This is a genomic window from Pseudoalteromonas sp. CO325X, from assembly GCF_004208955.1.
Taxonomy (GTDB): domain Bacteria; phylum Pseudomonadota; class Gammaproteobacteria; order Enterobacterales; family Alteromonadaceae; genus Pseudoalteromonas; species Pseudoalteromonas ruthenica.
Map to the genome: position 1 here is coordinate 1 of NZ_SGPG01000012.1, position 23,709 is coordinate 23,709.

Genomic DNA, 23,709 nt, shown 5'->3' on the forward strand with positions numbered 1-23,709 from the left:
CGATTAGCGCAGTTTGGTAGCGCACTTGGTTTGGGTCCAAGGGGTCGCAGGTTCAAATCCTGCATCGCCGACCATTTCTAATAAATTCAGAAAAACACATCTTGGTTTGGGTATGAACACATGCAGTCGCAGGTTCAAATCCTGCATCGCCGACCACTTCTAAATATATTCAGAAATACACATCTTGGTTTGGGTATGAACACATGCAGTCGCAGGTTCAAATCCTGCATCGCCGACCATTTCTAATAAATTCAGAAAAACACATCTTGGTTTGGGTATGAACACATGCAGTCGCAGGTTCAAATCCTGCATCGCCGAGCACTTCTAAATAAATTCAGAAATACACATCTTGGTTTGGGTATGAACACATGCAGTCGCAGGTTCAAATCCTGCATCGCCGACCACTTCTAATAAATTCAGAAATACACACCTTGGTTTGGGTATGAATACATGCAGTCGCAGGTTCAAATCCTGCATCGTCGACCACTTTTGAATAAATTAAGAAATATACATCTTGGTTTGGGTACAGCCCATTCAGTTGCAGACTCAAACTCTCTAACATACACCACACCATCTTTCTCTTATCAGTCATCAACGTTTTGCGCCAGATATGACAAGCATTGTTGCGTTTATCGCTACGCTCTTACTCGCCGACATCAGTTAATCCAAGATTCTTAGCCGAGCTTATTTTTAAAGACAGCTTTTTGTACAGACTCATAGAGTGGCATGTTGAACACAGCACCATTAGCGATACTTTAACGCCAAGCGGTAATTACTTTTTGACGCGAGTCCAACGTAGCTGTTGCTTAGAATTCATTGTTAGCAAATCCCCTCAATTTATTGCTGTAAAAGTAATCAGCAATGCGCCATACGCCCAATTTATTGGTGCTCGCTCTCGACTCTTATAAATATTAGGTTATAATGCCGCGTCTATTGTTTAACGTAAGTGCCCATAGGGCAGTGCAAGCATAGGGATCGCTGGCTATCGCCGAGGTGCATAATGTGCACTTAATGTGGTGTAGCAACTAATTGATCGCCATGTATGTAAGGAAGGCGCAAAGTCGCCACATTTGAAGATTGAGGTAAATCATGCAAGTTTCTGTTGAGACGACTCAAGGCCTTGAGCGCCGTCTGACTATCACTGTTCCTTCAGAGAACGTTGAGACCGAAGTAAAAAAACGCCTACAACAACTGTCTAAAACTCAACGTATCGACGGTTTCCGTCCGGGCAAAGTACCAGTTTCTATCATTAAAAAGCGTTACGGCACTGCTGTACTTCAAGAAGTTGCTGGCGAATTAATGCAGCGCAACTACATTGAAGCGATCGTTTCTGAGAAAATTAACCCAGCGGGTGCACCTTCATTTGCACCAAAAACGCTTGAGACAGGTAAAGACCTAGAATTCGAAGCGACTTTCGAAGTTTATCCTGAAGTTGAACTTCAAGGTTTAGACAAAATCGCAGTAGAAAAGCCAGCTGTTGAAGTAAAAGACGAAGATCTAGAAAACATGCTAGAGACACTTCGTAAGCAGCACGCTTCTTGGAAAGAGTCTGATGACAAAGCCGGTGAAAATGACCGTGTAACAATCGACTTCGTTGGCACTATTGATGGCGAAGAGTTCGAAGGTGGTAAAGCTGAAGACTTCCCACTAGAGCTTGGCCAGGGTCGTATGATCCCAGGTTTTGAAGACAACATCGTTGGTAAGAAAGCCGGTGAAGAAGTTGTTGCTGACGTAACTTTCCCTGAAGAGTACCACGCTGAGAACCTTAAAGGTAAAGCAGCGCAGTTCACTATTACTGTGAAGAAAGTTGAAGTTCAAGAGCTTCCAGAGCTAAACGACGAGTTTGCTAAGCTGTTCGGTATTACCGAAGGCGGTGTTGACGCACTTAAAGAAGAAGTGAAGAAAAACATGAGCCGTGAGCTTGACCAAGCGGTTAAAGCTAAGGTTAAAGAGCAGGCGATTGAAGGCCTACTTGAGCAAAACGAAGTGGACGTTCCAAAAGCACTTGTTGAGCAAGAAATCGACGCGCTTCGCAAGCAAGCTGCACAGCGTTTTGGTGGCGATGCCAACAACATGCCTGAGCTTCCTGCTGAATTATTCCAAGAGCAAGCAATTAAGCGTGTTAAAACCGGCCTACTGCTTGGTGAAGTAATCAAAGCGAACGAAATCGAAGCCGATGACGCAAAAGTAGAAGAGCTTATCAACACGATGGCGTCTGCATACGAAGACCCAAGTGAAGTAGTTGAATACTACAAATCAAATGATCAGCTTATGCAGCAAATGCGTAACGTAGCGATGGAAGAGCAAGCAATTGATGCTTTACTAGCCAACGCGAAAGTAACTGATGTTGAAACTGCGTTTGACGACATCATGAACCCGCAGGCAGCTCAATAAGTCGTTGACTTAAGCTAAAAGCAACGTTTAAATGGCTCGTATGCTTTGTTTACAAAGCACCGAGCCATTTTAGTTTGTGTCGGTCACTAAGGAATCAAGTAATAATGAATAATGGTATGACAGATCCCCTAAACGCGTTAGTGCCAATGGTAGTTGAGCAAACTGCTAAAGGTGAGCGCTCTTTCGATATTTACTCGCGCCTTCTAAAAGAGCGAATCATTTTCTTAACTGGCCCAGTAGAAGACCAAATGGCCAACTTGATTGTGGCTCAGCTATTGTTCCTTGAATCAGAAAACCCAGACAAAGACATTCACCTTTATATTAATTCACCAGGTGGCTCTGTAAGCGCTGGTATGTCTATTTACGACACCATGAACTTTATCAAGCCAGATGTAAGCACCTTGTGCGTCGGTCAAGCCGCAAGCATGGGCGCGTTTTTATTATCTGGTGGTGCCAAAGGTAAGCGTCACTGTCTGCCTAACTCACGTGTGATGATTCACCAACCATTAGGTGGGTTCCAAGGCCAGGCGTCTGATATTGAGATTCACGCCAAAGAAATTTTATATATCAAAGACAAACTAAACCGCTTGCTAGCTGAGCACACCGGCCAGCCGCTCGATGTTATCGCTCGTGATACTGACCGTGATAACTTCATGACTGCTGATGCTGCTGTTGAGTACGGGCTGATCGATTCGGTCTTTGATCGCCGTAACGATAAATAAGCGCGAGCGCATTTGCCAAACAGCTGCGCATTGATAAGTAAAGTTTGGTATATTTGTTAAGAAGTACATTTGCTACTATGAATAAAAATAGTAGCGCAAAGAATGAGGTAGCTGAATGTCCGATAAACCAACAGACGGCGAAAAGACTAGCAAGCTGCTGTACTGCTCGTTTTGTGGTAAATCGCAGCACGAAGTACGCAAGCTAATTGCAGGTCCATCTGTTTATATTTGTGATGAATGTGTCGAGCTGTGTAACGACATCATCAGGGAAGAAATTAAAGATATCGCGCCAAAAACCAACGCGTCCGATAAGCTGCCCGTTCCAAAAGAGATCCGCAGCCACCTAGATGACTATGTGATCGGCCAAGAGCACGCGAAAAAGGTATTGTCAGTAGCGGTATATAACCACTACAAACGTCTTCGCAATGCGGGTACCACCGAAGGTATTGAACTCGGTAAAAGTAATATTTTGCTGATTGGCCCAACGGGCAGTGGTAAAACCTTACTCGCAGAAACGATGGCACGCCTATTGGATGTACCATTCACCATGGCGGATGCCACGACGTTAACCGAAGCGGGTTACGTCGGTGAAGATGTCGAGAATATCATTCAGAAACTACTGCAAAAGTGTGATTACGACGTCGAGAAGGCTCAGCGCGGCATCGTTTACATCGATGAAATTGATAAAATTTCTCGTAAATCAGATAACCCATCCATCACTCGTGATGTGTCAGGGGAAGGGGTGCAACAGGCGCTGCTTAAGCTGATTGAAGGTACTGTTGCCTCGGTGCCACCACAAGGTGGTCGTAAGCATCCTCAGCAAGAGTTCTTACAGGTAGACACCTCGAAGATATTGTTTATCTGTGGCGGTGCTTTCGCCGGATTAGACAAGGTTATTGAGCAACGCAGTGCTAAGAATACCGGTATTGGTTTTGGCGCACACGTTAAGTCTGCCGATGGTGAGCGTAGCATCAGTGAAACGTTTAAAGACGTGGAACCAGAAGATCTAGTTAAATACGGTCTTATTCCAGAGTTCATTGGTCGTTTGCCTGTGGTTGCAACACTCACTGAGTTGGACGAAGATGCACTGATTCAGATTTTAAACGAACCTAAAAACGCATTAACTAAGCAATTCTCTTCATTATTCCAAATGGAAGATGTCGAGCTTGAATTCCGAGAGGATGCTCTACGTGCGATTGCTCACAAAGCGATGGAACGTAAAACCGGTGCTCGTGGCTTACGCTCGATTGTTGAAGGCGTATTGCTGGAAACCATGTATGAGCTGCCTTCGATGGAAGGAGTATGCAAGGTGGTAATAGACGAGACAGTGATTAAGGGTGAGTCAGACCCTATCTTGATTTACGAAAACAGCAGCCAAGACAAGGCCGCGTCAGAGTAAAAAACAAGCAGTTTAATTAAAAAAGGAGCACTAAGCTCCTTTTTTTATAAATTTGTTTGAACTTTCCCCCCTTGATCCCCATATACTTGGGTAATCTTTAAATTTTAAGAAGTCCGAAGAGAGTTAGCATGACGCTTGAAAGAACGGATCGCGTAGACATTCCAGTATTGGCGCTAAGGGATGTGGTGGTGTATCCCCACATGGTGATCCCTTTGTTCGTCGGTCGGGAAAAGTCGATTCGCTGCCTTGAAGCAGCGATGGATACAGACAAACAAATTTTCTTAGTGGCACAAAAAGACGCTTCTGTCGATGACCCACAAACGGATGAAATATATACCGTAGGGACAGTCGCGAGTGTGCTGCAGCTACTCAAGCTACCCGATGGCACCGTCAAGGTGCTGGTTGAGGGCACGCAACGCGCCGCTATTACCCATTATACGCAAGAAGAAGAGTACTTCGCAGCCGAAGTTGAGTATATTCCTTCGACTGATATTGATGAGCGAGAGCAGGATATTTTCATCCGCAGTGCGATAAGCCAATTTGAAGGTTACGTTAAGCTCAACAAAAAAATTCCACCAGAGGTACTCACCTCGGTGTCGGGTATTGATGAGCCCGCACGCTTAGCCGATACCATGGCTGCGCATATGCCTATCAAGGTGCCCGAAAAGCAGAAAGTGCTGGAAATCAGTGACGTCACCGAGCGCCTTGAATACCTTATGGCGATGATGGAGGGCGAAATAGACCTCCTGCAAGTAGAGAAAAAAATTCGTGCCCGCGTTAAAAAGCAAATGGAAAAGTCACAGCGCGAGTACTATCTCAACGAGCAAATGAAAGCCATTCAAAAAGAGTTAGGTGAATTGGATGATGTGCCTGACGAGTTTGAAGGTTTACAAAAGAAGATAACAGAGTCGGGGATGCCAGCCGAAGCCGAAGAAAAGGCGATGGCGGAGCTGAAAAAACTGAAAATGATGTCGCCGATGTCGGCCGAAGCAACGGTGGTGCGCTCTTATATAGATACCATGGTTAATGTGCCGTGGAAGAAAAAATCAAAAGTGAAAAAAGACCTGGCAGGGGCACAAAAGATTCTTGATGCCGACCACTATGGTCTCGAAAAAGTAAAAGACCGCATCATTGAATATTTGGCGGTGCAGCACCGTACCAATAAGCTTAAAGGCCCCATTTTATGTCTTGTAGGCCCGCCAGGCGTGGGCAAAACGTCACTAGGGCAAAGTATTGCTCGAGCAACGGGTCGCAAATACGTGCGTATGGCATTGGGCGGCGTACGTGATGAAGCCGAAATTCGCGGTCACCGCCGTACTTACATCGGCTCTATGCCAGGTAAGTTAATCCAGAATATGACCAAAGTAGGGGTTCGTAACCCGCTGTTTTTATTGGATGAAATCGACAAGATGTCATCGGATATGCGTGGCGATCCTGCATCTGCTTTACTGGAGGTATTGGACCCAGAGCAAAACAGCACCTTTGCTGATCACTATCTAGAAGTTGACTATGACCTATCCGATGTGATGTTTGTTGCCACTTCTAACAGCTTCAACATACCAGGCCCATTGTTGGACCGTATGGAAGTGATCCGTTTATCCGGCTACACCGAAGACGAGAAACTCAATATCTCCAAGCAGCACTTAATCCCTAAGCAAATTAAGCGCAATGGCTTGAAAGAAAAAGAAGTGACCATCGAAGACAGCGCCATTATTGGCATTATCCGTTATTACACCCGTGAAGCCGGGGTTCGTAACTTGGAACGCGAGATCTCCAAGTTATGTCGTAAAGCGGTGAAAAATATTTTGCTCGATAAAGGTCTTAAACACATTACCATCAATGATGAAAACCTAGAAGAATACCTAGGTGTGCAACGTTACGATTACGGTAAAGTGGAAGGTGATGACCGCATCGGTCAGGTCACTGGTCTGGCGTGGACTGAAGTGGGCGGAGACCTGCTAACTATTGAATCGTCTGCGGTACCAGGTAAAGGTAAATTAAGCTACACCGGCTCTTTGGGCGACGTCATGAAAGAGTCGATTCAGGCTGCGATGACCGTGGTACGCGATCGCACTGAAAAACTGCGTATTAACGACGATTTCCACGAAAAGCGTGATATTCATGTGCACGTGCCTGAAGGCGCTACACCAAAAGACGGTCCCAGCGCGGGTATCGCAATGGTGACTGCTTTAGTATCAAGCTTAACGGGTAACCCTGTGCGCTCGGATGTGGCGATGACCGGTGAAATAACCTTACGCGGTGAAGTGTTGCCTATCGGTGGTCTTAAAGAAAAACTGTTAGCGGCACACCGTGGCGGTATTAAAACAGTGGTCATTCCCAAGAAGAATGAGCGGGACCTAAAAGAGATACCGGAAAACGTCCGTGAAGGCCTCGAAATTCACCCAGTTCAGTGGATTGACGAGGTGTTAGATCACGCATTGGCGCAGCCTGTGGAGCGTTTTTCAACAGATCGTGCAAAAAGTGAGTAAAAATCACAAAAAATTGCCGCAAAGGGCTTTTCAAATCACACCTGTGTGATAAGTTAAGCACTAGATTTTGAGCCTAGGCCTTGTCCGGCCTAGGTTTCAAGCAGATCTAGGTGTTAGAAAAACGACCTTTGTTTTTCTAAATTACATAGCAAAGTGATGAGGCCGTTTTGTGTAAAACTGCACAAGGTTAGTCGCTCTGGATAATAACAATGTAAGGGGATGATATTGTGAATAAGTCTCAATTAATCGATCAAATCGCAGCTGATGCTGACATTTCTAAAGCGGCTGCAGGTCGTGCGTTGGATTCATTCATTGAGTCAGTATCAACTGCACTTAAAGACGGCGATTCCGTTGCCCTAGTTGGTTTCGGTACTTTTTCTGTACGTGAGCGCGCAGCGCGCACTGGCCGTAACCCGCAAACTGGTGAAGAAATTCAAATTGCTGCTGCAAACATTCCTTCGTTTAAAGCAGGTAAAGCGCTTAAAGACGCAGTTAACTAATTTGCGAAACTTGAGCTGCAATTAGCGCAACTGTGCTAGATTGCTTCAAGTGAAAAAGCGTATCTGTTAAGATACGCTTTTTTTATACCCACCGCCTCGAAATTGAGGGACAATAGAGTCTGAGTTCGTTGTTTAGCGGTTAAATGAAATAGAGATAAAATAAATGCTAGAAAAAATCAGAGAAGGCTCGCAAGGCTTAGCGGCCAAAATTATTCTAGGGCTGGTGATTTTATCTTTTGCTTTAGCAGGGATCGGTGGCTATTTAGGCCAATCAACCGAACAATCCGTGGCTGAGGTAAATGGAGTTAAGATCACTCAGCGCGAATTTGCTCGTGCCTATGAAAACGAGCGTGCCCGCTTAGAGCAGCAGTTCGGCGAATACTTCGCACAACTTGCTAACGATCCAAGCTATATGGCGCAAGTGCGTCAATCCGTCACTGACCGCTTAGTACAGCAAGAACTACAAACACAGTTAGCGGCAGAAATGGGGCTTCGCGTTAGCGATGAACAAGTTAAACAAACGATTCTAGAACTCCCTGCTTTCCAGTTTGGTGGTCAGTTCAGTAATGACCGTTATCTGCAAGTGATCCGCCAAATGGGTTATCAAGCAGATGGCTTCCGTGAGTACCTGCGTGAAGAAATGACGCGCTCACAACTTGTTTCGGCACTTGCTGGCACAGATTTCACGCTAAGTAATGAGTTAAGCCAAGCCGTGGGTTTGCAACAGCAACAACGTGCTATTGATTATGTGGTGCTCGATAACAACGCCTACAAAGCCCAAGTAGAAGTGAGCGACGAAGAGGTTCAAGAATACTACGACCTAAATCAAGCGCAGTTCCTTTCGCCAGAGCAGGTGAAAGTGTCTTATGTTGAGCTAAGTGCCGATGATTTAGAGTTGGCGGAGCCAATCACAGACGAGCAAATCAACGACTACTATCAGCAAAACAAAGCCTACTATTCAGAGCCTGAAAAGCGCCGTGTTGCTCATATTTTGGTCGAATATGGTGATGATCAGGACAGTGCTGAACAAAAAGCCAATGACCTACTCACACAGCTTAACAACGGCGCTGATTTCGCCGAGCTGGCTAGTGAAGAGTCAGACGATATAGTCAGCGCGGAAATGGGCGGTGACCTAGATTGGATTGAGCGTGATATGCTGGATCCTGATTTTGAAAAAGCAGCGTTTGCTTTGCAAAACGTGGGCGAACTTTCACAAGTCGTTGAGTCTGAGTTCGGTTATCACATTATTAAGCTCACAGACCTGCAGCCAGGTGAAACCAAGCCTCTTGCTGAGGTAAAAGAAGACATTCGCACTGAGCTGGCTAAAGTTGAAAAAGCTGACCTATTCTATGAACAGCAAACAGAGTTGGCAGAGCTTTCATTTGAGGTGGCTGATACGCTAGAAGACGCTGCTTCTGCGGTAGGAGCGCAAGTGCAAACCACACCTTGGTTAGCCCGTGGACAGCTAAGTGCCCCGTTGAATGAGGCTAACGTGCAAGCAGCCATCTTCTCACCAGAGCTACTAGAAGATAGAGTTAACTCAGAAGTGTTGGATTTAGGTAATGAGCACGTGATTGTGGTACGTATTGCTGATCATAAACCTGCGGCAACTAAGCCTTTGGCTGAGGTGAGCGAACAAATTAAACAAACGCTGATAGCTGAAAAGGCCACCGCCAAAGCGAAAGAGCAGGGTGAAGAGCTGTTTGCACAATTACAAAGCGGCACCAGCCTTAACGCCATTGCTCAGCAAGCAGGTGTTGAAATGCAAAGCGAGGACGCCCTTAATCGTCGTAGCTTCAGTGTGGCACCCGCTCTGGTAGAGCAGGTATTTAAGCTGGCACACCCACAAGATGAGCCTGTCGTGGATATGGTTGAGCTTAACAATGGCAACATAGCCCTGGTTGCGTTGAAGTCAGTTAACACTCCGAGTGGAACTGAAGTGAATGCGCAAGTGAAGCAAAACCTCACCATGCAAATGGCAAACAAAAACTATCAAAGCTTTATTGAAGCGCTTGAGGCTCAGGCCGAAGTGGTTCGCATGCGCCAGCAGGGGCAATCAGAATAAAGTAACATGAATGCAAAAGGCGCCTATTCGGCGCCTTTTTTGTCTCTGCGCAGCGCCTAATAACAATGCTGACGTCAGAACATGAATTACACTTCGCAATGTAGTACAGTGAAACCTACCCCCAATAAGGAGTGTGAGGAAGTATGAAAGGTGTATATCGATTTTTAATTGCTATGGCGCTTATTGTTGCAGCGATAGCGTCATACAGCGCAGGGAATAGCACTGGGCTTTTCGCTTTTGTGGTGCTTGGCTTTATGTTTGAAGCGGCTTTTTGGCTGCGCCTTTTCCCGCTGAGTAAAAAGCGCAAATCACACGTCTGATTGCCATTAACAAGTCAGTAAACGCTGGCAGGTTTTGGATTGGGGATTACCGAAAATTTCACCGGTTTTCCCATACTCCACCACTTCCCCGTGATCCAGTACTAGCACCTGATCACTCATGTGCTTTACCAGGCTCAAATGGTGGGTGATCAACACGTAACTTAGCCCTGTCTCTCGTTGTAACTCTAACAGCAAATTCACCGTCTGTGCGCGCACTGAGGGGTCAAGGGAGGAAAGCGCCTCATCCAATACTAAGACTTTAGGGTCCAGGATCAGTGCGCGTGCCAGTGCAACGCGCTGTAATTGCCCGCCAGAGAACATATGCGGATAGTATAAACGGTGCTCAACAAGCAGCCCCACCTTCGCTAATGTTTGCTTTATTTTTTCCAGCCTTTGTTCGCTGCTAAGCTCGGTATTTAAGCGTAAACAGTCATCTAAAATCTCGCCGATAGTGAGCGCAGGATTGAGTGACGTGGTTGGATCTTGGAAAATCAACCGAATGTGCCGACAGTCGCCATGGCGACTAGTCCCGTCATGCACTAAATCACTTTCTAGAATGATCTGGCCGCTACTGGCCTCATCGGCGCCGGCCAACACCTTTGCGAGTGTACTTTTTCCTGCACCCGTCTCGCCAATAACTGCCAGTGTTTCGCCGCGACCAATACAAAATGAGATATCTTTGAGTAAACTGACTTTCTTATGGCTCAGTAAACCCGCCCTCACAGCCAGTTGCTTGCCCAAACCTTGTACTTTCAATAAGGGTTGCATCAGCTTTGCTCCTGTTTATGTAAAGGGAAGTGACAGGCATAACTATGACCTTGCTCTTTGTCTAACTTAGGAGTGACAACACAAGCTTTCTGTGCGTTCGGGCAGCGTGGCCCAAGCCGACACCCTATAGGCAGGTGCTGCAAGGTGGGAATGGTGCCCTTAAGGGCGAACAGCGGCTCTTTATGGCCAAGTGCAACATCATAGTCGGGCAAGCTCTGTAACAGCGCTTTAGTGTAAGGGTGGCGCGGTTGAGCAAACACTCTTTTGGTCGGTCCGGCCTCCACCATTTGCCCGCAATACAGCACGTGCATACCATGTGTCCAGTCAGTCAATTCTTCGAGTTCATGAGAGATCATCAGAATCGACATATTTTTAAGCTGATTTAAACTTTTCAGTAGTCGAAATACTTGTGCTCGTGTGGTGCTCTCCAATGCTGTAGTCGGTTCGTCGGCAATAAGTAGCTTAGGGGAGCGGGCGATGGCCATCGCGATCATCACCTTTTGACACACGCCTTCTGACAACTCATGTGGGTAACTGGTCAAGACTTTGGAGTGTTCTTTGATGCCCACCTTGTGCAACAGTGCCCTGACACGCTGGCGCTTGGCTCTGCGTCGTTGCCATAAATTACCGGTATAGTTGCGCGCCGGAATACTTTCTTCAATTTGGTCACTGATCTTCGCTGTGGGATCGAGGCAACGACTCGGCTCCTGATAAATCATCGCTAAGTCTTGGCTTACCAACTTACGTCGCTTTTCATCCGAGAGCCGCATTAAGTCAACGCCGCGCCAGTGCATGCGGTCGGCTGTGACCCGCCAGCGTTTGTTTAACGCACCCACTAAGGCCTTGGCAATGAGGCTTTTGCCAGACCCCGACTCGCCAATAAGGGCATGTACTTCGCCTTCTTTTAGGCTGAAGTTTACTTTATCTACCACGCGAATCACCGAATCTGAGGTCGTCAATTCTATGGTCAGATTTCGAATATCGAGCAATTGCATCAGTCCGCCCGCCGCTCTTTGAGTACATTACGCAAACCGTCACCAACAAGATTGGTGGACAGTACCGCTAAAAACAAAAGGATCCCCGGCAAGGCGACGGTCCATGGTGCGAGGTAAATTAGGCCTAGATTTTCCGCCAATATAGCTCCCCACTCAGCTGTAGGAGGTTGCGCGCCAAGCTTCAAAAAGCCTAAGGCTGCAATGTCCAAAATGGCTAATGACAGCGCCATGGTAAAAATAACCACAATACGTTCGTAAATATTGGGGAAGATGCCCCGCACTAAGATTTGCCAGCGACTTGCTCCATCAAGACGAAATGCGCTGATGTAATCTTTATTAAGCTCTTCGACCACTAAGTTACGCACCGAATGGATAAACTGTGGCAACAGCGCAAAGATAATCGCCCACACGGTGTTCATCAAACCCGGTCCGAGTATGGCAATGATGATAATCGCCAGTAGCAACGAAGGGATAGATAAGGTGATGTCTAACAGGTGGTTCAGAAAGCTCGCGCGCAGGCCATGGCTCATACCGGCGAAGGTGCCGACCAATACGCCCACCAAGGTGGTCATTAGCGCTGCAATAATTGATAAGCCGAAGGTATAGGTCGCTCCATTCATAAGGCGTGAAAGCACATCACGGCCCAAATCGTCGGTACCTAAAATAAAGCGTACATCGCCATCCTCATGCCATGAGGGAGGAATCAACAGCGCATCCGCATGTTGCTCGTTGATGCCGTAAGGCGCCAGTAACGGCGCGGTAGTAGCCAGTACCGTCAGCGCAATAAAAAGCCATAAACCAACCAAAGACACATGGTTAGATTTAAACTTGCGCCATAACCGCGACAGCGGCGACACGTTAGACTGTTCGGTAAATAATTTAAACTTTGCCATGCGCTTGATTCCGTGAAATCGGGTCGAGCAGGGTGTAGAGCAACTCGGTGATAATGGTGGCGAAAATAATGAATACCGAAATTGCCAATAAGCCACCTTGAATTGCTGGGAAGTCACGTTGGTAAATGCTGTCTATTAACCAGCGACCAATGCCAGGCCATGAAAAAATAACTTCAGTGATCATGGCTAACGTGATCAACGCACTAAATTGCAGGCCGATTTGTTTTATCACCGGCAACAACGCATTGCGAAGCGCATGGTGAAAAATAAGTTGGCGGCGACTCAACCCCTTCGCCCGGGCCGTTTTAATATAGTTTTGGTCAAGCACGTTGAGCATTGAGTCGCGGGTAAAGCGGATTAAAACCGTGGTTGGGTAGGTCGCCAGCACCAGTGTTGGCAATGCCAGATGATGCAGTGCATCGGCAAAGGCAAGGCCGCCATAGGGAAAGCCCGCAACCATAATATCTAGCAAAATAAAATTACTGTATGCGGGGATTTCGTAAAGCAAACTGATACGCCCAGACATAGGGAATAGCCCCAGTTGTAAGCAAAATACCATAATAAGCAGCAGTGCTAACCAAAAAATAGGCACAGAGTAACCGACTAATGTAAAGCCACTAATGAGCTTATCACCCCAACGTCCGTGTGATAGAGCGGCGATGACTCCCGCTGGAACTCCCGCCAACACGGACACAAACAGCGCATAAATAGCGAGTTCAAAGGTCGCAGGAGCTAAATCTAGCACATGGCCAAAAACACCATCGCCGGAAGCAAAAGACAATCCCCAGTCGCCTTGCATAATGCGTCCTAAAAACGCAAAGTACTGCGTTACATAGCCATCATCCATATGGTATTGCTGCTGTAATTGCGCCGTTTGCGAAAAGCCTGCAGTTTCAATACCACTAAAATTCGTTAGCGGGTCACCGGGGAACAGGTAGCCCAATGAGAAGGTAAACACACTCAGCGTAAAAAGCATAAAAACCAGCAACGAAACCCGGCGTAAGGCGAACTCTAACATCATGGCTTTTTACTCGCGTGGGCTAAGGATATGCCGCCAAAGGGGCTGAGATTGATCCCTTTTACTTGGCTGTCACGAGCTTGCGAGCGCTTACCGTGAGCCAGAGGGAAAAGAGGCAGTTGTTTCGCTATCATCTGTTGTGCTTGGTGGTAAAACTGTTGTCGCTGCGCTTGCTCTGTGGTGTCTAACGCTTGCGTCAGGAGCATATCAAATTCGGGATTGCACCAATTGGCTGGGTTCTTACCGCTGTAAGTGGCGGCACAACTCAGTAGTGGGCTAAAGAAATTGTCTGGGTCGGGGGTGTCTGCGGCCCATCCCAACAACACACTATCATGACGGTGCTCACCTACGCGCTGTAAAAAGGTATTCCACTCATACTCGACAATACGCACGTTAACACCAATCGCACGCAGGTCACTTTGCATCAGCTCTGCCATTTTGCGCGCATTAGGGTTATAAATACGGCTTACCGGCATGGCCCAAATGGTCATATCAAAGCCATTTTCATAGCCAGCGGCACTGAGCATCTCTCGAGCCTTTTCTGGGTCGTATTGGGGCAAATTAGATTGCTGCTGATAAGCCCAACTAATGGGCGGTAACATTGAAGCCGCTTTCACGCCTTGGCCGTAATAGACCGCCTGCATAATTTTGTCGACATTAATGGCATGGGCTAATGCCCGGCGTACTTGTGGATTATTAAAAGGCACACGTTCAGTATTAAAGGCCCAATAGCCGACGTTAAGGTTATCTTGTTGTTCCAATTCAATATCGTCGCGTTGGCGCAAAACGCTTGATTGAGTCGCACTTGGGTGTGGGGTGACATCGCATTCTTTGGTTAAAAGCTTGGCAATGCGTGTTGTGCCATTAGGAGTAATATCAAATACCAACTGATCGAGGTTTACTTGGTGTTCCCAGTATTCGGGGTGTGAATAGTAGCGGATCAGTCGGTCGCGTTGGTATTCACGATAAACAAACGGGCCTGTGCCGATAGGTAGCTGGTCAAACAAATCCATCTGCTCGTTGGCCATCAGAGTCATTGCATACTCTTGCGAGGTGATCACCGCGAAGTCTGTAGCCAGATTCGCTAAAAAGCTGCTTTCGGGGTTAAACAACTCAAATGTAACTTGGTATGGTGAGTCTTTGCGAATGTTGCGAATAAGCTGATCAAGACCGACACTCTGAAAATATGGGTAACTGGCTTCACCAACAAAGTGATAGGGGTTGTATACGTCGAATAAGCGACTAAAGGTAAATACCACATCATCGGCGTTAAAATTACGGCTGGGAGTAAAATAGCGGGTGGTATGGAATTTTACATCTTCGCGCAGGTTAAACGTCACTTCCGTGCCATCATCGCTAATTTCCCAACTGGTCGCCAACTCGGGGATAAATTCACCGGTGATGGGATCAATACGTAGTAAGCGGTTGTACAACTGTTTAGCGATCAGGTCGATAGTTGAACCGGTGGTCGTTACTTGCGGATTGAAAGAGACAGGGTTGGCCTCAGCACAATAAACCATGCCTTCCATCGGTGCATACTGCGTGTCTTCGTCTTGGCACCCCATTAAGAGCACCATGGCAATGCCTAACAACCGTGTGTACACAGGCTAAGCCTCTTGTTTTTGCTGCGAATCAAGTAAGTTGTATTTTTTCAAATATCCTCTTAGCTGATGATACGTTAAACCAAGCAATTGTGCAGTTTTCTTTTGATTAAATTGGCTAAATTCCAGCGCTTGGCGCAACAGTTCCGTTTCGTAGTCGCTGGAGAGTTGTTTTAAATCGCACGGGAAGTCCATTCGTTGATTGTTTTTCACCGGCTCTGCGGGTGCTACTTGAGGCTGCTCTGAGTCACTGAGTAGTGGCTGCTCATTGACGGCCATCGCAGCTTTGCGAGTGTTCAATGCCTTAGGCCGATAGGGGCTGGCAAAGGGGTCTAAATTAATCGTATGCACCGCGAGGCTTTCATTGCCATGACGATACAAGCTGCGCTCTATCACATTTTTCAGCTCACGGACATTCCCCGGCCAGCCATAGTCCAGCAGAGCTGCCTTGGCTCGGGTAGTGAAACCACTGAATAACTCCCACCCCAGGTTACGTGCCATGTTAATAGCGAAATGCTCGGCTAGCAGCAAAATATCTTCTTGGCGCTCACGCAGCGGAGGAAGCGTAATTACGTCAAAGGCGAGACGGTCCAGCAAGTCGTGTCGAAACTCGCCGGCATCGGCAAGGCTGGGTAAGTCTTCATTGGTGGCGCAAATAAGTCGTGTATCAACTTTTATTGGCGCCCGACCCCCAACGCGTTCAAACTCGCCATATTCAATTACCCGAAGCAGTTTTTCTTGGACCGCTGCAGGGGTATTTGCGAGTTCGTCTAAAAATAATGTGCCGCCGTTGGCGCGCTCAAAACGTCCTTCATGACGTTTACTGGCGCCTGTAAAAGCGCCACTTTCATGACCGAATAGCTCACTTTCAAGCAAGTTCTCATTGAGCGCAGCGCAGTTAAGACTGACATAGGTTTGATCCCAACGCCCAGATAGATAGTGTAACCGTGCAGCGATAAGCTCTTTACCTGTACCGCGCTCACCAATGACTAACACCGGCTTATCAAGGGGGGCCAACTGGGAGACCTGATCGAGCACCTCTAAAAAGCTATCGGATTGGCCCAGTAAATCGTCTTTTTTGCGGAACTGGCTCATTTACACTAACTCTTAGTTATTTTTGCTAAAGCTTAGTGTATTTCATTATTTGAAGATAAGAAAGTGATTTGGCGAATATAAAGTAACTTAATGAATAAATTAAGTTTTTTATGTGGTTTTAAAGTTGGCAAGCAACTTGATAATACGTAGAGTAGTCAACAAAGACTTCAACATCCGAGGTAAAGATTATGGGAATTTTTTCACGTTTTGCAGATATCGTAAACTCGAATATCAATGCTATTTTAGATAAAGCAGAAGACCCAGAAAAAATGGTGCGTTTAATCATCCAAGAGATGGAAGACACACTTGTGGAGGTGCGCTCGACATCGGCGAAAACACTCGCAGAGAAAAAAGAGCTCAGCCGCCGGTTAGAAACATTGCACAAGCAAACTGAGCAGTGGCAAGAGAAGGCTGAGCTAGCCTTATCGAAAGACCGCGACGATTTAGCACGCGCTGCACTATTAGAAAAGAGCAAGTGTACCGAAGCGAAAGAGTCACTTGAGCGTGAGCTTGAACATGTAGACGAGCACATCAACAAGTTGCAACAAGAGATCAGCACCTTGCAAGAGAAGCTCAGCGACGCTAAAGCGCGCCAGAAAGCCATTGTTCTTCGTCAGCGTTCAGTGCAATCACGTTTAGATGTGAAAAAGACACTTGATGGTGACAAGGTGCAAGATGCACTGGATAAGTTCGAGCGTTACGAGACAAAAATTGATGGCCTCGAGGCTCAGGTAGAGTCTTATGAGTTAGGTCAGAAGTCGCTGTCTGATGAAATCGAGCAGCTAGAAAAGGACGAGAAAATTGACGATGAACTCTCAGCCTTGAAAGCAAAAATGGGCAAAACCGATAAAGCAGAATAATAATGTATAAGGTGAAGGGTCGTACGCGACCCTAGCCACACGATGGCGCACCATAACGACAAGGCAGGAGAGGATTATGTTTGATTTTGATATGTTATTACCACCGATTGTCATATTTTTGATTTTTGTGGCGCCGTTGTGGCTGATATTACATTACCGCAGTAAAAAACAGGTAAGCCAAGGGTTAAGTGAACACGAGCACCGTCAACTGGTTGAACTGGCTAATAAAGCTGAGAAAATGGCAGAGCGCATCAACACCTTAGAGACCTTGCTCGACCAGGAGTCCCCGCAGTGGAGGAGTAAGGTATGAGTGGCAAACGCGAATTATATCGCAACCCTGAGCGCGGCAAGCTAGGCGGCGTATGTGCAGGGGTCAGCGATTACTTTAATTTTGAGTTGTGGTTAGTACGCATTATTTTCATCTCCGCCGTGTTGTTGGCCGGGGGGCCATTATTTATCGTCGCCTACATTGCTGCTTGGCTTATATTAGAGAAAAAGCCAGCCGCAGAGCAAACAGCGCCCAGTAGTAAAAGCGCCCATGTCGGTGAGGTGAAAGCCAAAGTGTGGCAAAAGGGTGAGCCCCCGCGTAAGGCTCTTAAAGAATTGAAGGAGTATTTAGGTGAGTTAGACAACCGTATTCAGCATATGGAGACTCATGTAACTTCGCCGACCTTCACGGTAGACAGAGAAATTAATAAGCTATAAAGCCCTCAGGCGCATTGCAACCAGCTAGTCGTTATTAGCTGGTTGCCTGTGTTTGTATGCAAGGGCATTTCAACAAGGAGTTAATTTGTCGTACTCACGCCTTGATAAGCTCAAAGACAGAGCCAAAAAAACTTTAAAGCGTACCTTAGATAGCCATATCACCCTGGCGGTTACAGGATTGTCAGGCAGTGGAAAAACAGCCTTTATCACAGCTTTAGTGCACCAGCTATCAGAGCAAGCGAGCGAACAAAACATGCCTTTTTTTCGTGTTGTTCGCGAGGGGCGCCACATAGCCACACAACCGGTGCCACAAAAAGCGCTAAATATCCCGACTTTTGCGTATCGTCAAGCGATGGCTGCGTTGAATCAGCAACCGCCGGCCTGGCCAGAGTCAACGCAACGTATTAATACTTTGCGCCTCGCCATGCGCTACCGTCCCAAGCAGGGGTTACGAGCACAATTTGGTGATAGCGCCACACTAACTATTGATCTTATTGATTACCCAGGTGAGTGGCTAATGGATTTACCCATGTTGAACATGGATTATCCCACTTGGTGTGAACGTCAGTTAACGATGCTCAACAAGGCCGCGAGATCAGAGCATGCACAGGAGTTTATGACTGCACTGCATGAGTTTGACGCCAATGCAGAGGTCGATGAAGTACGCTTAAAAGAGCTCAGTGAGTTGTACAAGCAAGCCTTAGTGAATATTAAGGCTCATGCCCACGCCGCTAACTTGCAACCGGGGCGGATGTTGATCCCCGGGGAGTTAGAGGGCGCGCCGCTTTTGTCTTTTTTTCCTTGCCATGCGCCTAAGCAGGGTGAGCAACATACTCAATATCAGCAGCTTGAGGCACGCTTTGAAGCCTATAAAGCACAAGTCGTTAAGCCTTTTTATAAAGACTATTTTTGCCATTTTGACCGTCAAGTGGTGCTTGTGGACTTATTGCGAGCGCTAAAGCTGGGTCCGGACATATTCGATGAGCAAGCCGAGGCAATCACCGAGTTGCTGTCTTTTTTTGATTACGGCAAGAGCAATATGCTTCGCCGACTGTTCAGTCCTAACATTGATAAGCTGCTGTTTATCGCCAATAAAGCAGACCAAGTTGGAGCTAATTACCATCAAGACTTGGCGCTGCTGTTGCACGATATTGTTAAAGAAAAAGCCAATAGCTTGACCTTTTCTGGGGTTGAAGTGGACACCATGGCGATGGCCGCTGTGTGCGCAACACAGGGCAAGCAAGTGGTGGAAAAAGGGCAAAATTTGCATTGCGTCTATGGTAAACCGCTGCATGAGTCGCAGTGGCTTACCTATTTGCCACCGCAGCCACCGCGACACCGTTTGACTGCACAGCAATGGCCACAGCAGGGGTTTGACTATATCGATTTTGCTCCTTGGCCGCACAGCGACGGACGCTTGCGACATATGCGTATGGATCATGCGCTGGAATTTTTATTGGGGGATAAGCTGACATGAGTGAGCCAGTTAATTTAGCCGGAGCGCGGCGTTTTGAGGGCCAGTCGCAGCAGCAATCTGCATCTCAGTTGGAGCCCGCTAAAGTGGTTGCTCGTAATGACGCGCCGCAAGAGGAGGATGATTTCGACTTGGCCCAGGGAAGCGAGCTGGAGTCAACACTGGATAAGGAATTGGGGCGCCAGCGTGGTCAACGCTCGCTATTGAAAAGGTTGTTTGCTTGGCTGTTGTTAACCCTCATTATCGTTGAAACCGTGCTCAGTATTGTTGCGAGCTTTCAAGCCTCTGTATGGCTTGGCGCGTTATATAGCAGTGTTATCGGGCTAGCAGTGTTGTTAATTGGCCGATTGCTATGGCGTGAGCTGGTCAATTTGAAGCGCCTCAAAGTTAATCGCCATCATCAACAACAAGCTCAACGGTTGTTGGCGAGTGAACAAATCGGCCAAGCGCTGCCTTGGCTAGAGAGCGTTAACCGTATTCAAAACCATGCGGACTTTGCACAATTTAAAGGGCAAATTGCCGAGCACCTAAGTGACCGCGAAGTGATGGAGTTGTATCGCGACACCTTGCTGGTGCGCCAAGATGAACAGGCTAAGCAGATTATCAATCGCTACGCCGTTGAATCAGCGGTGCTAGTCAGTGTCAGCCCATTAGCAGTGGTGGATATGCTTGCGGTGTTGTGGCGCGGACTGAAACTGGTTGATACCCTTGCGGATAATTATGGCTTGGCACTGGGCTACATGAGTCGTGTTCGGCTTTACCGCAGTTTGGTTAAGCAAATGCTCTTTGTCGGTTCGACCGAGTTGCTTGCCGATCTCGCCGCCACGGCGTTTGGCACCAAGTTATTGAGTGTATTATCGACTCGTGCTGCCCAAGGCCTCAGCGCCGGGGTGTTGACTGCACGCATTGGCTATAAGGCGATGGAGCTGTGTCGACCATTACCGAAGCTGGAAGCCAAGCCATCTTTATTGCGAGCGACAGCAAAACGCTTAGCTGCCCGATTGACGCGCTTAGATAAGCGTGAAAACGAGCAGACGACCGAGAACGTCAACAAAGATTGACGAAAACACCGAGATGATACAGCAAGCTAGCCATCCAAGCGGCTAGCTTGCTTGTTTTATAGCCAGAACTGCCACTATGTTAGAAAGAAAAACGGTGGCATTATGAAAAATATTCAACCTTCAGACAAAACGCAATGTATCCATCCCCAGGGTGAGCGTCGCGATCCCCATCGCGCTTTAGCGGCCCCTTTATACCAAACCTCAACCTTTGTGTTTGACGACGCAGCGCAAGGTGCAGCCCGCTTTGCCGGCGAAGAGGCCGGGTATATTTATTCTCGTCTCGGCAACCCCACAGTGCGCGAGCTAGAGCAGAAGCTGGCAGCGCTTGAACAGACCGAAGATGCGGCGGCCTGCGCCACTGGTATGGGGGCGGTTTCAGCAGCAGTCATGAGCTTTCTTAGCGCAGGCGATCACCTGATAGCATCAACAACAGTCTATGGCTGCACTTATGCACTGTTTAGCCACTTACTTACTCGCTTTGGCGTCGAAGTCACTTTTGTTGATTGCAACGATATACAGGCAGTTAAGCAAGCGCTGCGTCCGAATACTAAAATGTTATTTGTAGAGACACCTGCTAATCCAAACATTGATGTTTACGACTTACAGCAGTTGTGCGATGTAGCAAAAAGTCACCAGTTGATCAGCGTTGTTGATAACACCTTTTTGACGCCTATTTTGCAAAAACCCGCGCACTTTGGTGCAGATTTGATCGTGCACAGTGCGACGAAGTACCTCAATGGTCATGGTGATGTCGTCGCAGGTCTGGTGTGTGGCAGTAATGAGCATATTCAGTGTATTAAGTCGACGGTACTCAAAGATATTGGTGCCACCATGAGCCCATTTGACGCCTGGTTAATATTACGAGGTATGAAAACCTTAGCGGTGCGTATGCAGGCCCATTGTCAAAGTGCTCATCAGGTGGCGGAATTTCTACATCAGCATCAAAGCGTTGAGCGCGTTTATTTCCCGGGGCTCAAGAACGATCCAGGACATCGGCTTATGGGCTCGCAAATGCAAGATGCCGGCGGCGTGATTGCTTTTGAACTTAAAGCGTCTTTAGCACAAACAGAGCAGTTTATTAATAGCTTGCAGTTGTGCACGTTGGCGGTCAGTTTAGGGGATACAGAAACCCTTATTCAGCATCCGGCTTCAATGACTCACTCCACTTATGAACCGGAACAGCGTCGAGCCGCAGGAATTAGCGATGGCTTGGTCCGCATTTCCATAGGTTTAGAAGATGTTAATGAGATTATTGCAGATCTAAGCCAAGGGTTAGCAAAGCTTTAATAATTTTAGTAATAGATACTTTACACCCTTTTGCTTTTCAGCCCACTAAAAGCAGGGGTGTAATTTTTAAGATATATAAGTGTATCTTTAAGTTTACGTTTTCAGCGGTTTGCCCAGAACGTATAACAGCACCAAGTATTACAAACAGATGTACTTTTCCTTAGTATCTGGTTAACACACACAGAGTCATTTGCGTCGTGCGTTTGCAGTGCAAACAAAAGCAAATGGGACAAGGTAAGGTAGTTATGGCTAAATCAAGTAAATACGTTTCTCGAACGCCGGATGAGAATGGCGTTATTCATTGGAGCGATGAAGAAAACCAAACCTGGGCCGAGTTGGTCGAGCGCCAGTTGGCATGCATTGAAGGGCGCGCTTGCGATGAGTATATCGAAGGCCTGAAAAAAATTAACTTGCCCACCGATCGTATTCCGCAGCTTAGCGAGCTCAATGAAGTACTCGAGCGCGAAACGGGTTGGCAGGTAGCGCCGGTCCCAGCGTTGATTGATTTTGACGAGTTTTTTCGTTTATTAGCGAACAAACAATTTCCTGTCGCCACGTTTATCCGCACTCGCGAGGAATTCGATTACTTACAAGAGCCGGATATTTTCCACGAGATCTTTGGCCATTGCGCTATGCTCACGAACCCGGACTTCGCTGAATTTACCCACAAGTACGGCCAGCTAGGCTATGCAGCAGACAAAAAAGACCGTGTCTACTTAGCGCGTTTATACTGGTTTACCGTTGAGTTTGGTTTGATGCAAACTAAAGACGGTCTTCGCATTTATGGCGGTGGTATTTTATCAAGCCCGGGCGAGACCAATTACGTATACACCGACGAGCCCGAAATCAACCCAATAAATGTGCTGGATGTGCTGCGTACCCCTTATCGCATTGATATCATGCAGCCCGTGTACTACACCATTAACTCTATCCATGATTTATTTGAAATCTCGCAAATGGATTTAATGTCGATGGTAGCCAAGGCCAAAGAGCTTGGTTTGTTTGAACCTAAGTTTCCCCCTAAAGAGAAAAAAGCAAGTTAAGGAATTAGCAATGTCTGAATTAAGCGCACAAAAATGTGAAGCGTGTCGTGCCGATGCGCCCAAAGTATCAGATGAAGAGTTGGCCGAGTTAATTAAAGATATCCCAGATTGGGTGCCTGAAGTTCGTGACGGTATCATGCAATTAGAGCGCGTCTTTAAGTTTAAAAACTTTAAACAAGCGTTAGCCTTTACCAATGCGGTAGGCGATATGGCAGAAGACGAAGGGCATCACCCAGGTCTTTTAACCGAGTGGGGTAAAGTGACAGTGACTTGGTGGTCTCACTCAATTAAAGGCTTGCATAAGAACGACTTTATCTGCGCGGCTAAAACCGACAAAGTGTTCGCATCGCTTTAAGTAATTGAGCTTTGCTTAAAAGGTCACCACACAAGGTGGCCTTTTTTATTGGCGGCTTCATTGTTGAGCACAACTTGCTATAATGCAGCGCTTGTCAGAACAAAAAATGAAATAACTATGAGTGCTGCTGATCTTCAATACATCAAGCAATCTATTGCCACAGTGCCGGATTACCCTAAGCCAGGCATCCAATTTCGCGATGTGACCACCTTGCTGGCCGATCCGAAGGCCCTAAGACTGACCATTGATAGCATGGTGAGCAAGTATAAAGACCAAGGCTTTACCAAAATCATTGGCACAGAGTCTCGCGGCTTTATCTTTGGTGCCCCTTTGGCTTATGTCCTAGGCATTCCTTTTATTCCTGTGCGTAAGCCGGGCAAGCTGCCGCGTGAGGTCATTGCACAAAGCTACCAGTTAGAATATGGTGAAGATATTCTTGAATTGCACAAAGATGCTATCGAACCCGGCGATAAAGTACTGCTCGTTGACGACTTACTCGCTACCGGCGGCACCATAGAAGCGACCGCCAAGCTGGTGGCCAAATTAGGCGGCCACGCCAGTGACGCAGCATTTGTGGTTTCTCTACCTGCTCTAGGTGGAGAACAACGAGTGCGTGAGCAAGGTATCGATGTGTTCAAATTAGTTGAATTTGAAGGCGATTAAAC

Annotated in this window: 22 protein-coding genes; 16 read left to right on the forward strand and 6 right to left on the reverse strand. The window is 47.1% G+C overall.

All coding sequences use genetic code 11. The features are described from left to right. Window positions 1-1,089 precede the first annotated feature (1,089 nt). The 7 genes from tig (at window position 1,090) to EXT46_RS18805 (ending at window position 9,889) form a co-directional block, all read left to right on the forward strand. Window positions 1,090-2,394: a trigger factor gene (gene tig, locus EXT46_RS04555; RefSeq protein ID WP_022944379.1), complete on the forward strand. Its 1,305-nt coding sequence runs from the start codon at window positions 1,090-1,092 to the stop codon at window positions 2,392-2,394. A gap of 104 nt (window positions 2,395-2,498) precedes the next feature. Next, complete coding sequence (clpP, locus tag EXT46_RS04560; protein ID WP_022944380.1) at window positions 2,499-3,116, forward strand: ATP-dependent Clp endopeptidase proteolytic subunit ClpP; 618 nt, start codon at window positions 2,499-2,501, stop codon at window positions 3,114-3,116. A gap of 115 nt (window positions 3,117-3,231) precedes the next feature. After that, window positions 3,232-4,515 (forward strand): ATP-dependent protease ATP-binding subunit ClpX, encoded by a 1,284-nt coding sequence (gene clpX, locus EXT46_RS04565; protein WP_022944381.1) that lies wholly within the window; start codon window positions 3,232-3,234, stop codon window positions 4,513-4,515. Window positions 4,516-4,643: 128 nt separating this feature from the next. Next, a complete protein-coding gene (gene lon, locus EXT46_RS04570; protein ID WP_053911741.1) occupies window positions 4,644-7,004 on the forward strand; it encodes an endopeptidase La in 2,361 nt (786 codons plus the stop codon). Window positions 7,005-7,231: 227 nt separating this feature from the next. Continuing rightward, the gene (hupB, locus tag EXT46_RS04575; RefSeq protein WP_022944383.1) at window positions 7,232-7,504 is read left to right on the forward strand and encodes a nucleoid-associated protein HU-beta; all 273 of its coding nucleotides are present in this window, start codon (window positions 7,232-7,234) and stop codon (window positions 7,502-7,504) included. A gap of 163 nt (window positions 7,505-7,667) precedes the next feature. After that, window positions 7,668-9,569: a peptidylprolyl isomerase gene (ppiD, locus tag EXT46_RS04580; protein ID WP_130145482.1), complete on the forward strand. Its 1,902-nt coding sequence runs from the start codon at window positions 7,668-7,670 to the stop codon at window positions 9,567-9,569. A 143-nt stretch (window positions 9,570-9,712) separates the two neighbouring features. Next, a complete protein-coding gene (locus tag EXT46_RS18805) occupies window positions 9,713-9,889 on the forward strand; it encodes a hypothetical protein (protein ID WP_165381054.1) in 177 nt (58 codons plus the stop codon). Window positions 9,890-9,895: 6 nt separating this feature from the next. Here EXT46_RS18805 and EXT46_RS04585 read toward each other — a convergent pair whose 3' ends face one another. Genes EXT46_RS04585 through pspF form a run of 6 tightly spaced genes read right to left on the reverse strand, consistent with a single transcriptional unit; the run spans window position 9,896 to window position 16,259 of the window. Next, window positions 9,896-10,657: an ATP-binding cassette domain-containing protein gene (locus EXT46_RS04585; RefSeq protein WP_022944386.1), complete on the reverse strand. Its 762-nt coding sequence runs from the start codon at window positions 10,655-10,657 to the stop codon at window positions 9,896-9,898. Then, window positions 10,657-11,652: an oligopeptide/dipeptide ABC transporter ATP-binding protein gene (locus EXT46_RS04590; protein WP_130145484.1), complete on the reverse strand. Its 996-nt coding sequence runs from the start codon at window positions 11,650-11,652 to the stop codon at window positions 10,657-10,659. The genes EXT46_RS04585 and EXT46_RS04590 overlap by 1 nt, the downstream gene beginning before the upstream one ends. Further along, entirely contained in the window at window positions 11,652-12,545 is an 894-nt protein-coding gene (locus tag EXT46_RS04595; protein WP_053911739.1) for an ABC transporter permease subunit, read from the reverse strand. The genes EXT46_RS04590 and EXT46_RS04595 overlap by 1 nt, the downstream gene beginning before the upstream one ends. Next, window positions 12,532-13,566 carry an ABC transporter permease gene (locus EXT46_RS04600; RefSeq protein WP_022944389.1) on the reverse strand — a complete coding sequence of 345 codons (1,035 nt, stop codon included), beginning with the start codon at window positions 13,564-13,566 and terminating at the stop codon, window positions 12,532-12,534. Before EXT46_RS04600 ends, EXT46_RS04595 begins: the two co-directional genes overlap by 14 nt. Beyond that, window positions 13,563-15,140, reverse strand: coding sequence for an ABC transporter substrate-binding protein (locus EXT46_RS04605; protein ID WP_130145502.1), 1,578 nt, complete (start codon window positions 15,138-15,140; stop codon window positions 13,563-13,565). The genes EXT46_RS04600 and EXT46_RS04605 overlap by 4 nt, the downstream gene beginning before the upstream one ends. 30 nt (window positions 15,141-15,170) lie before the next feature. After that, window positions 15,171-16,259: a phage shock protein operon transcriptional activator gene (gene pspF / locus EXT46_RS04610; protein ID WP_130145486.1), complete on the reverse strand. Its 1,089-nt coding sequence runs from the start codon at window positions 16,257-16,259 to the stop codon at window positions 15,171-15,173. Between the two features lie 188 nt (window positions 16,260-16,447). On the opposite strand from pspF, the gene pspA reads away from it, so the two are divergent. The 9 genes from pspA to apt all read left to right on the forward strand — a co-directional run bounded on the left by pspA (window position 16,448) and on the right by apt (window position 23,707). Further along, window positions 16,448-17,119 carry a phage shock protein PspA gene (gene pspA, locus EXT46_RS04615; protein WP_130145488.1) on the forward strand — a complete coding sequence of 224 codons (672 nt, stop codon included), beginning with the start codon at window positions 16,448-16,450 and terminating at the stop codon, window positions 17,117-17,119. A 76-nt stretch (window positions 17,120-17,195) separates the two neighbouring features. Continuing rightward, on the forward strand, window positions 17,196-17,429 hold the full coding sequence (gene pspB, locus EXT46_RS04620; protein ID WP_022944393.1) for an envelope stress response membrane protein PspB: 234 nt from the start codon (window positions 17,196-17,198) through the stop codon (window positions 17,427-17,429). Beyond that, complete coding sequence (gene pspC / locus EXT46_RS04625) at window positions 17,426-17,824, forward strand: envelope stress response membrane protein PspC (RefSeq protein WP_022944394.1); 399 nt, start codon at window positions 17,426-17,428, stop codon at window positions 17,822-17,824. Before pspB ends, pspC begins: the two co-directional genes overlap by 4 nt. Before the next feature lie 85 nt (window positions 17,825-17,909). Then, complete coding sequence (locus tag EXT46_RS04630) at window positions 17,910-19,301, forward strand: YcjX family protein (protein WP_240701085.1); 1,392 nt, start codon at window positions 17,910-17,912, stop codon at window positions 19,299-19,301. Further along, the gene (locus EXT46_RS04635) at window positions 19,298-20,359 is read left to right on the forward strand and encodes a TIGR01620 family protein (protein WP_045978113.1); all 1,062 of its coding nucleotides are present in this window, start codon (window positions 19,298-19,300) and stop codon (window positions 20,357-20,359) included. Before EXT46_RS04630 ends, EXT46_RS04635 begins: the two co-directional genes overlap by 4 nt. Before the next feature lie 102 nt (window positions 20,360-20,461). After that, on the forward strand, window positions 20,462-21,646 hold the full coding sequence (gene megL, locus EXT46_RS04640) for a methionine gamma-lyase (RefSeq protein WP_130145492.1): 1,185 nt from the start codon (window positions 20,462-20,464) through the stop codon (window positions 21,644-21,646). 245 nt (window positions 21,647-21,891) lie between these two features. Then, the gene (gene phhA, locus EXT46_RS04645) at window positions 21,892-22,689 is read left to right on the forward strand and encodes a phenylalanine 4-monooxygenase (RefSeq protein WP_026110982.1); all 798 of its coding nucleotides are present in this window, start codon (window positions 21,892-21,894) and stop codon (window positions 22,687-22,689) included. Between the two features lie 10 nt (window positions 22,690-22,699). Beyond that, window positions 22,700-23,044: a 4a-hydroxytetrahydrobiopterin dehydratase gene (locus EXT46_RS04650; protein WP_053911732.1), complete on the forward strand. Its 345-nt coding sequence runs from the start codon at window positions 22,700-22,702 to the stop codon at window positions 23,042-23,044. A 117-nt stretch (window positions 23,045-23,161) separates the two neighbouring features. Beyond that, a complete protein-coding gene (gene apt / locus EXT46_RS04655; protein ID WP_022944021.1) occupies window positions 23,162-23,707 on the forward strand; it encodes an adenine phosphoribosyltransferase in 546 nt (181 codons plus the stop codon). The last annotated feature ends 2 nt before the right edge of the window (window positions 23,708-23,709 follow it).

Coding starts and splice junctions, on each gene's coding strand:
- EXT46_RS04635 (WP_045978113.1), top strand. CDS start 19,298: ATGAGTGAGCCAGTTAATTTAGCCGGAGCGCGGCGTTTTGAGGGCCAG.
- pspF (WP_130145486.1), bottom strand. CDS start 16,259: ATGAGCCAGTTCCGCAAAAAAGACGATTTACTGGGCCAATCCGATAGC.
- EXT46_RS04600 (WP_022944389.1), bottom strand. CDS start 13,566: ATGATGTTAGAGTTCGCCTTACGCCGGGTTTCGTTGCTGGTTTTTATG.
- pspA (WP_130145488.1), top strand. CDS start 16,448: ATGGGAATTTTTTCACGTTTTGCAGATATCGTAAACTCGAATATCAAT.
- ppiD (WP_130145482.1), top strand. CDS start 7,668: ATGCTAGAAAAAATCAGAGAAGGCTCGCAAGGCTTAGCGGCCAAAATT.
- EXT46_RS18805 (WP_165381054.1), top strand. CDS start 9,713: ATGAAAGGTGTATATCGATTTTTAATTGCTATGGCGCTTATTGTTGCA.
- tig (WP_022944379.1), top strand. CDS start 1,090: ATGCAAGTTTCTGTTGAGACGACTCAAGGCCTTGAGCGCCGTCTGACT.
- megL (WP_130145492.1), top strand. CDS start 20,462: ATGAAAAATATTCAACCTTCAGACAAAACGCAATGTATCCATCCCCAG.
- EXT46_RS04595 (WP_053911739.1), bottom strand. CDS start 12,545: ATGGCAAAGTTTAAATTATTTACCGAACAGTCTAACGTGTCGCCGCTG.
- pspB (WP_022944393.1), top strand. CDS start 17,196: ATGTTTGATTTTGATATGTTATTACCACCGATTGTCATATTTTTGATT.
- clpX (WP_022944381.1), top strand. CDS start 3,232: ATGTCCGATAAACCAACAGACGGCGAAAAGACTAGCAAGCTGCTGTAC.
- EXT46_RS04650 (WP_053911732.1), top strand. CDS start 22,700: ATGTCTGAATTAAGCGCACAAAAATGTGAAGCGTGTCGTGCCGATGCG.
- apt (WP_022944021.1), top strand. CDS start 23,162: ATGAGTGCTGCTGATCTTCAATACATCAAGCAATCTATTGCCACAGTG.
- clpP (WP_022944380.1), top strand. CDS start 2,499: ATGAATAATGGTATGACAGATCCCCTAAACGCGTTAGTGCCAATGGTA.
- pspC (WP_022944394.1), top strand. CDS start 17,426: ATGAGTGGCAAACGCGAATTATATCGCAACCCTGAGCGCGGCAAGCTA.
- EXT46_RS04605 (WP_130145502.1), bottom strand. CDS start 15,140: ATGGTGCTCTTAATGGGGTGCCAAGACGAAGACACGCAGTATGCACCG.
- EXT46_RS04585 (WP_022944386.1), bottom strand. CDS start 10,657: ATGCAACCCTTATTGAAAGTACAAGGTTTGGGCAAGCAACTGGCTGTG.
- phhA (WP_026110982.1), top strand. CDS start 21,892: ATGGCTAAATCAAGTAAATACGTTTCTCGAACGCCGGATGAGAATGGC.
- EXT46_RS04590 (WP_130145484.1), bottom strand. CDS start 11,652: ATGCAATTGCTCGATATTCGAAATCTGACCATAGAATTGACGACCTCA.
- lon (WP_053911741.1), top strand. CDS start 4,644: ATGACGCTTGAAAGAACGGATCGCGTAGACATTCCAGTATTGGCGCTA.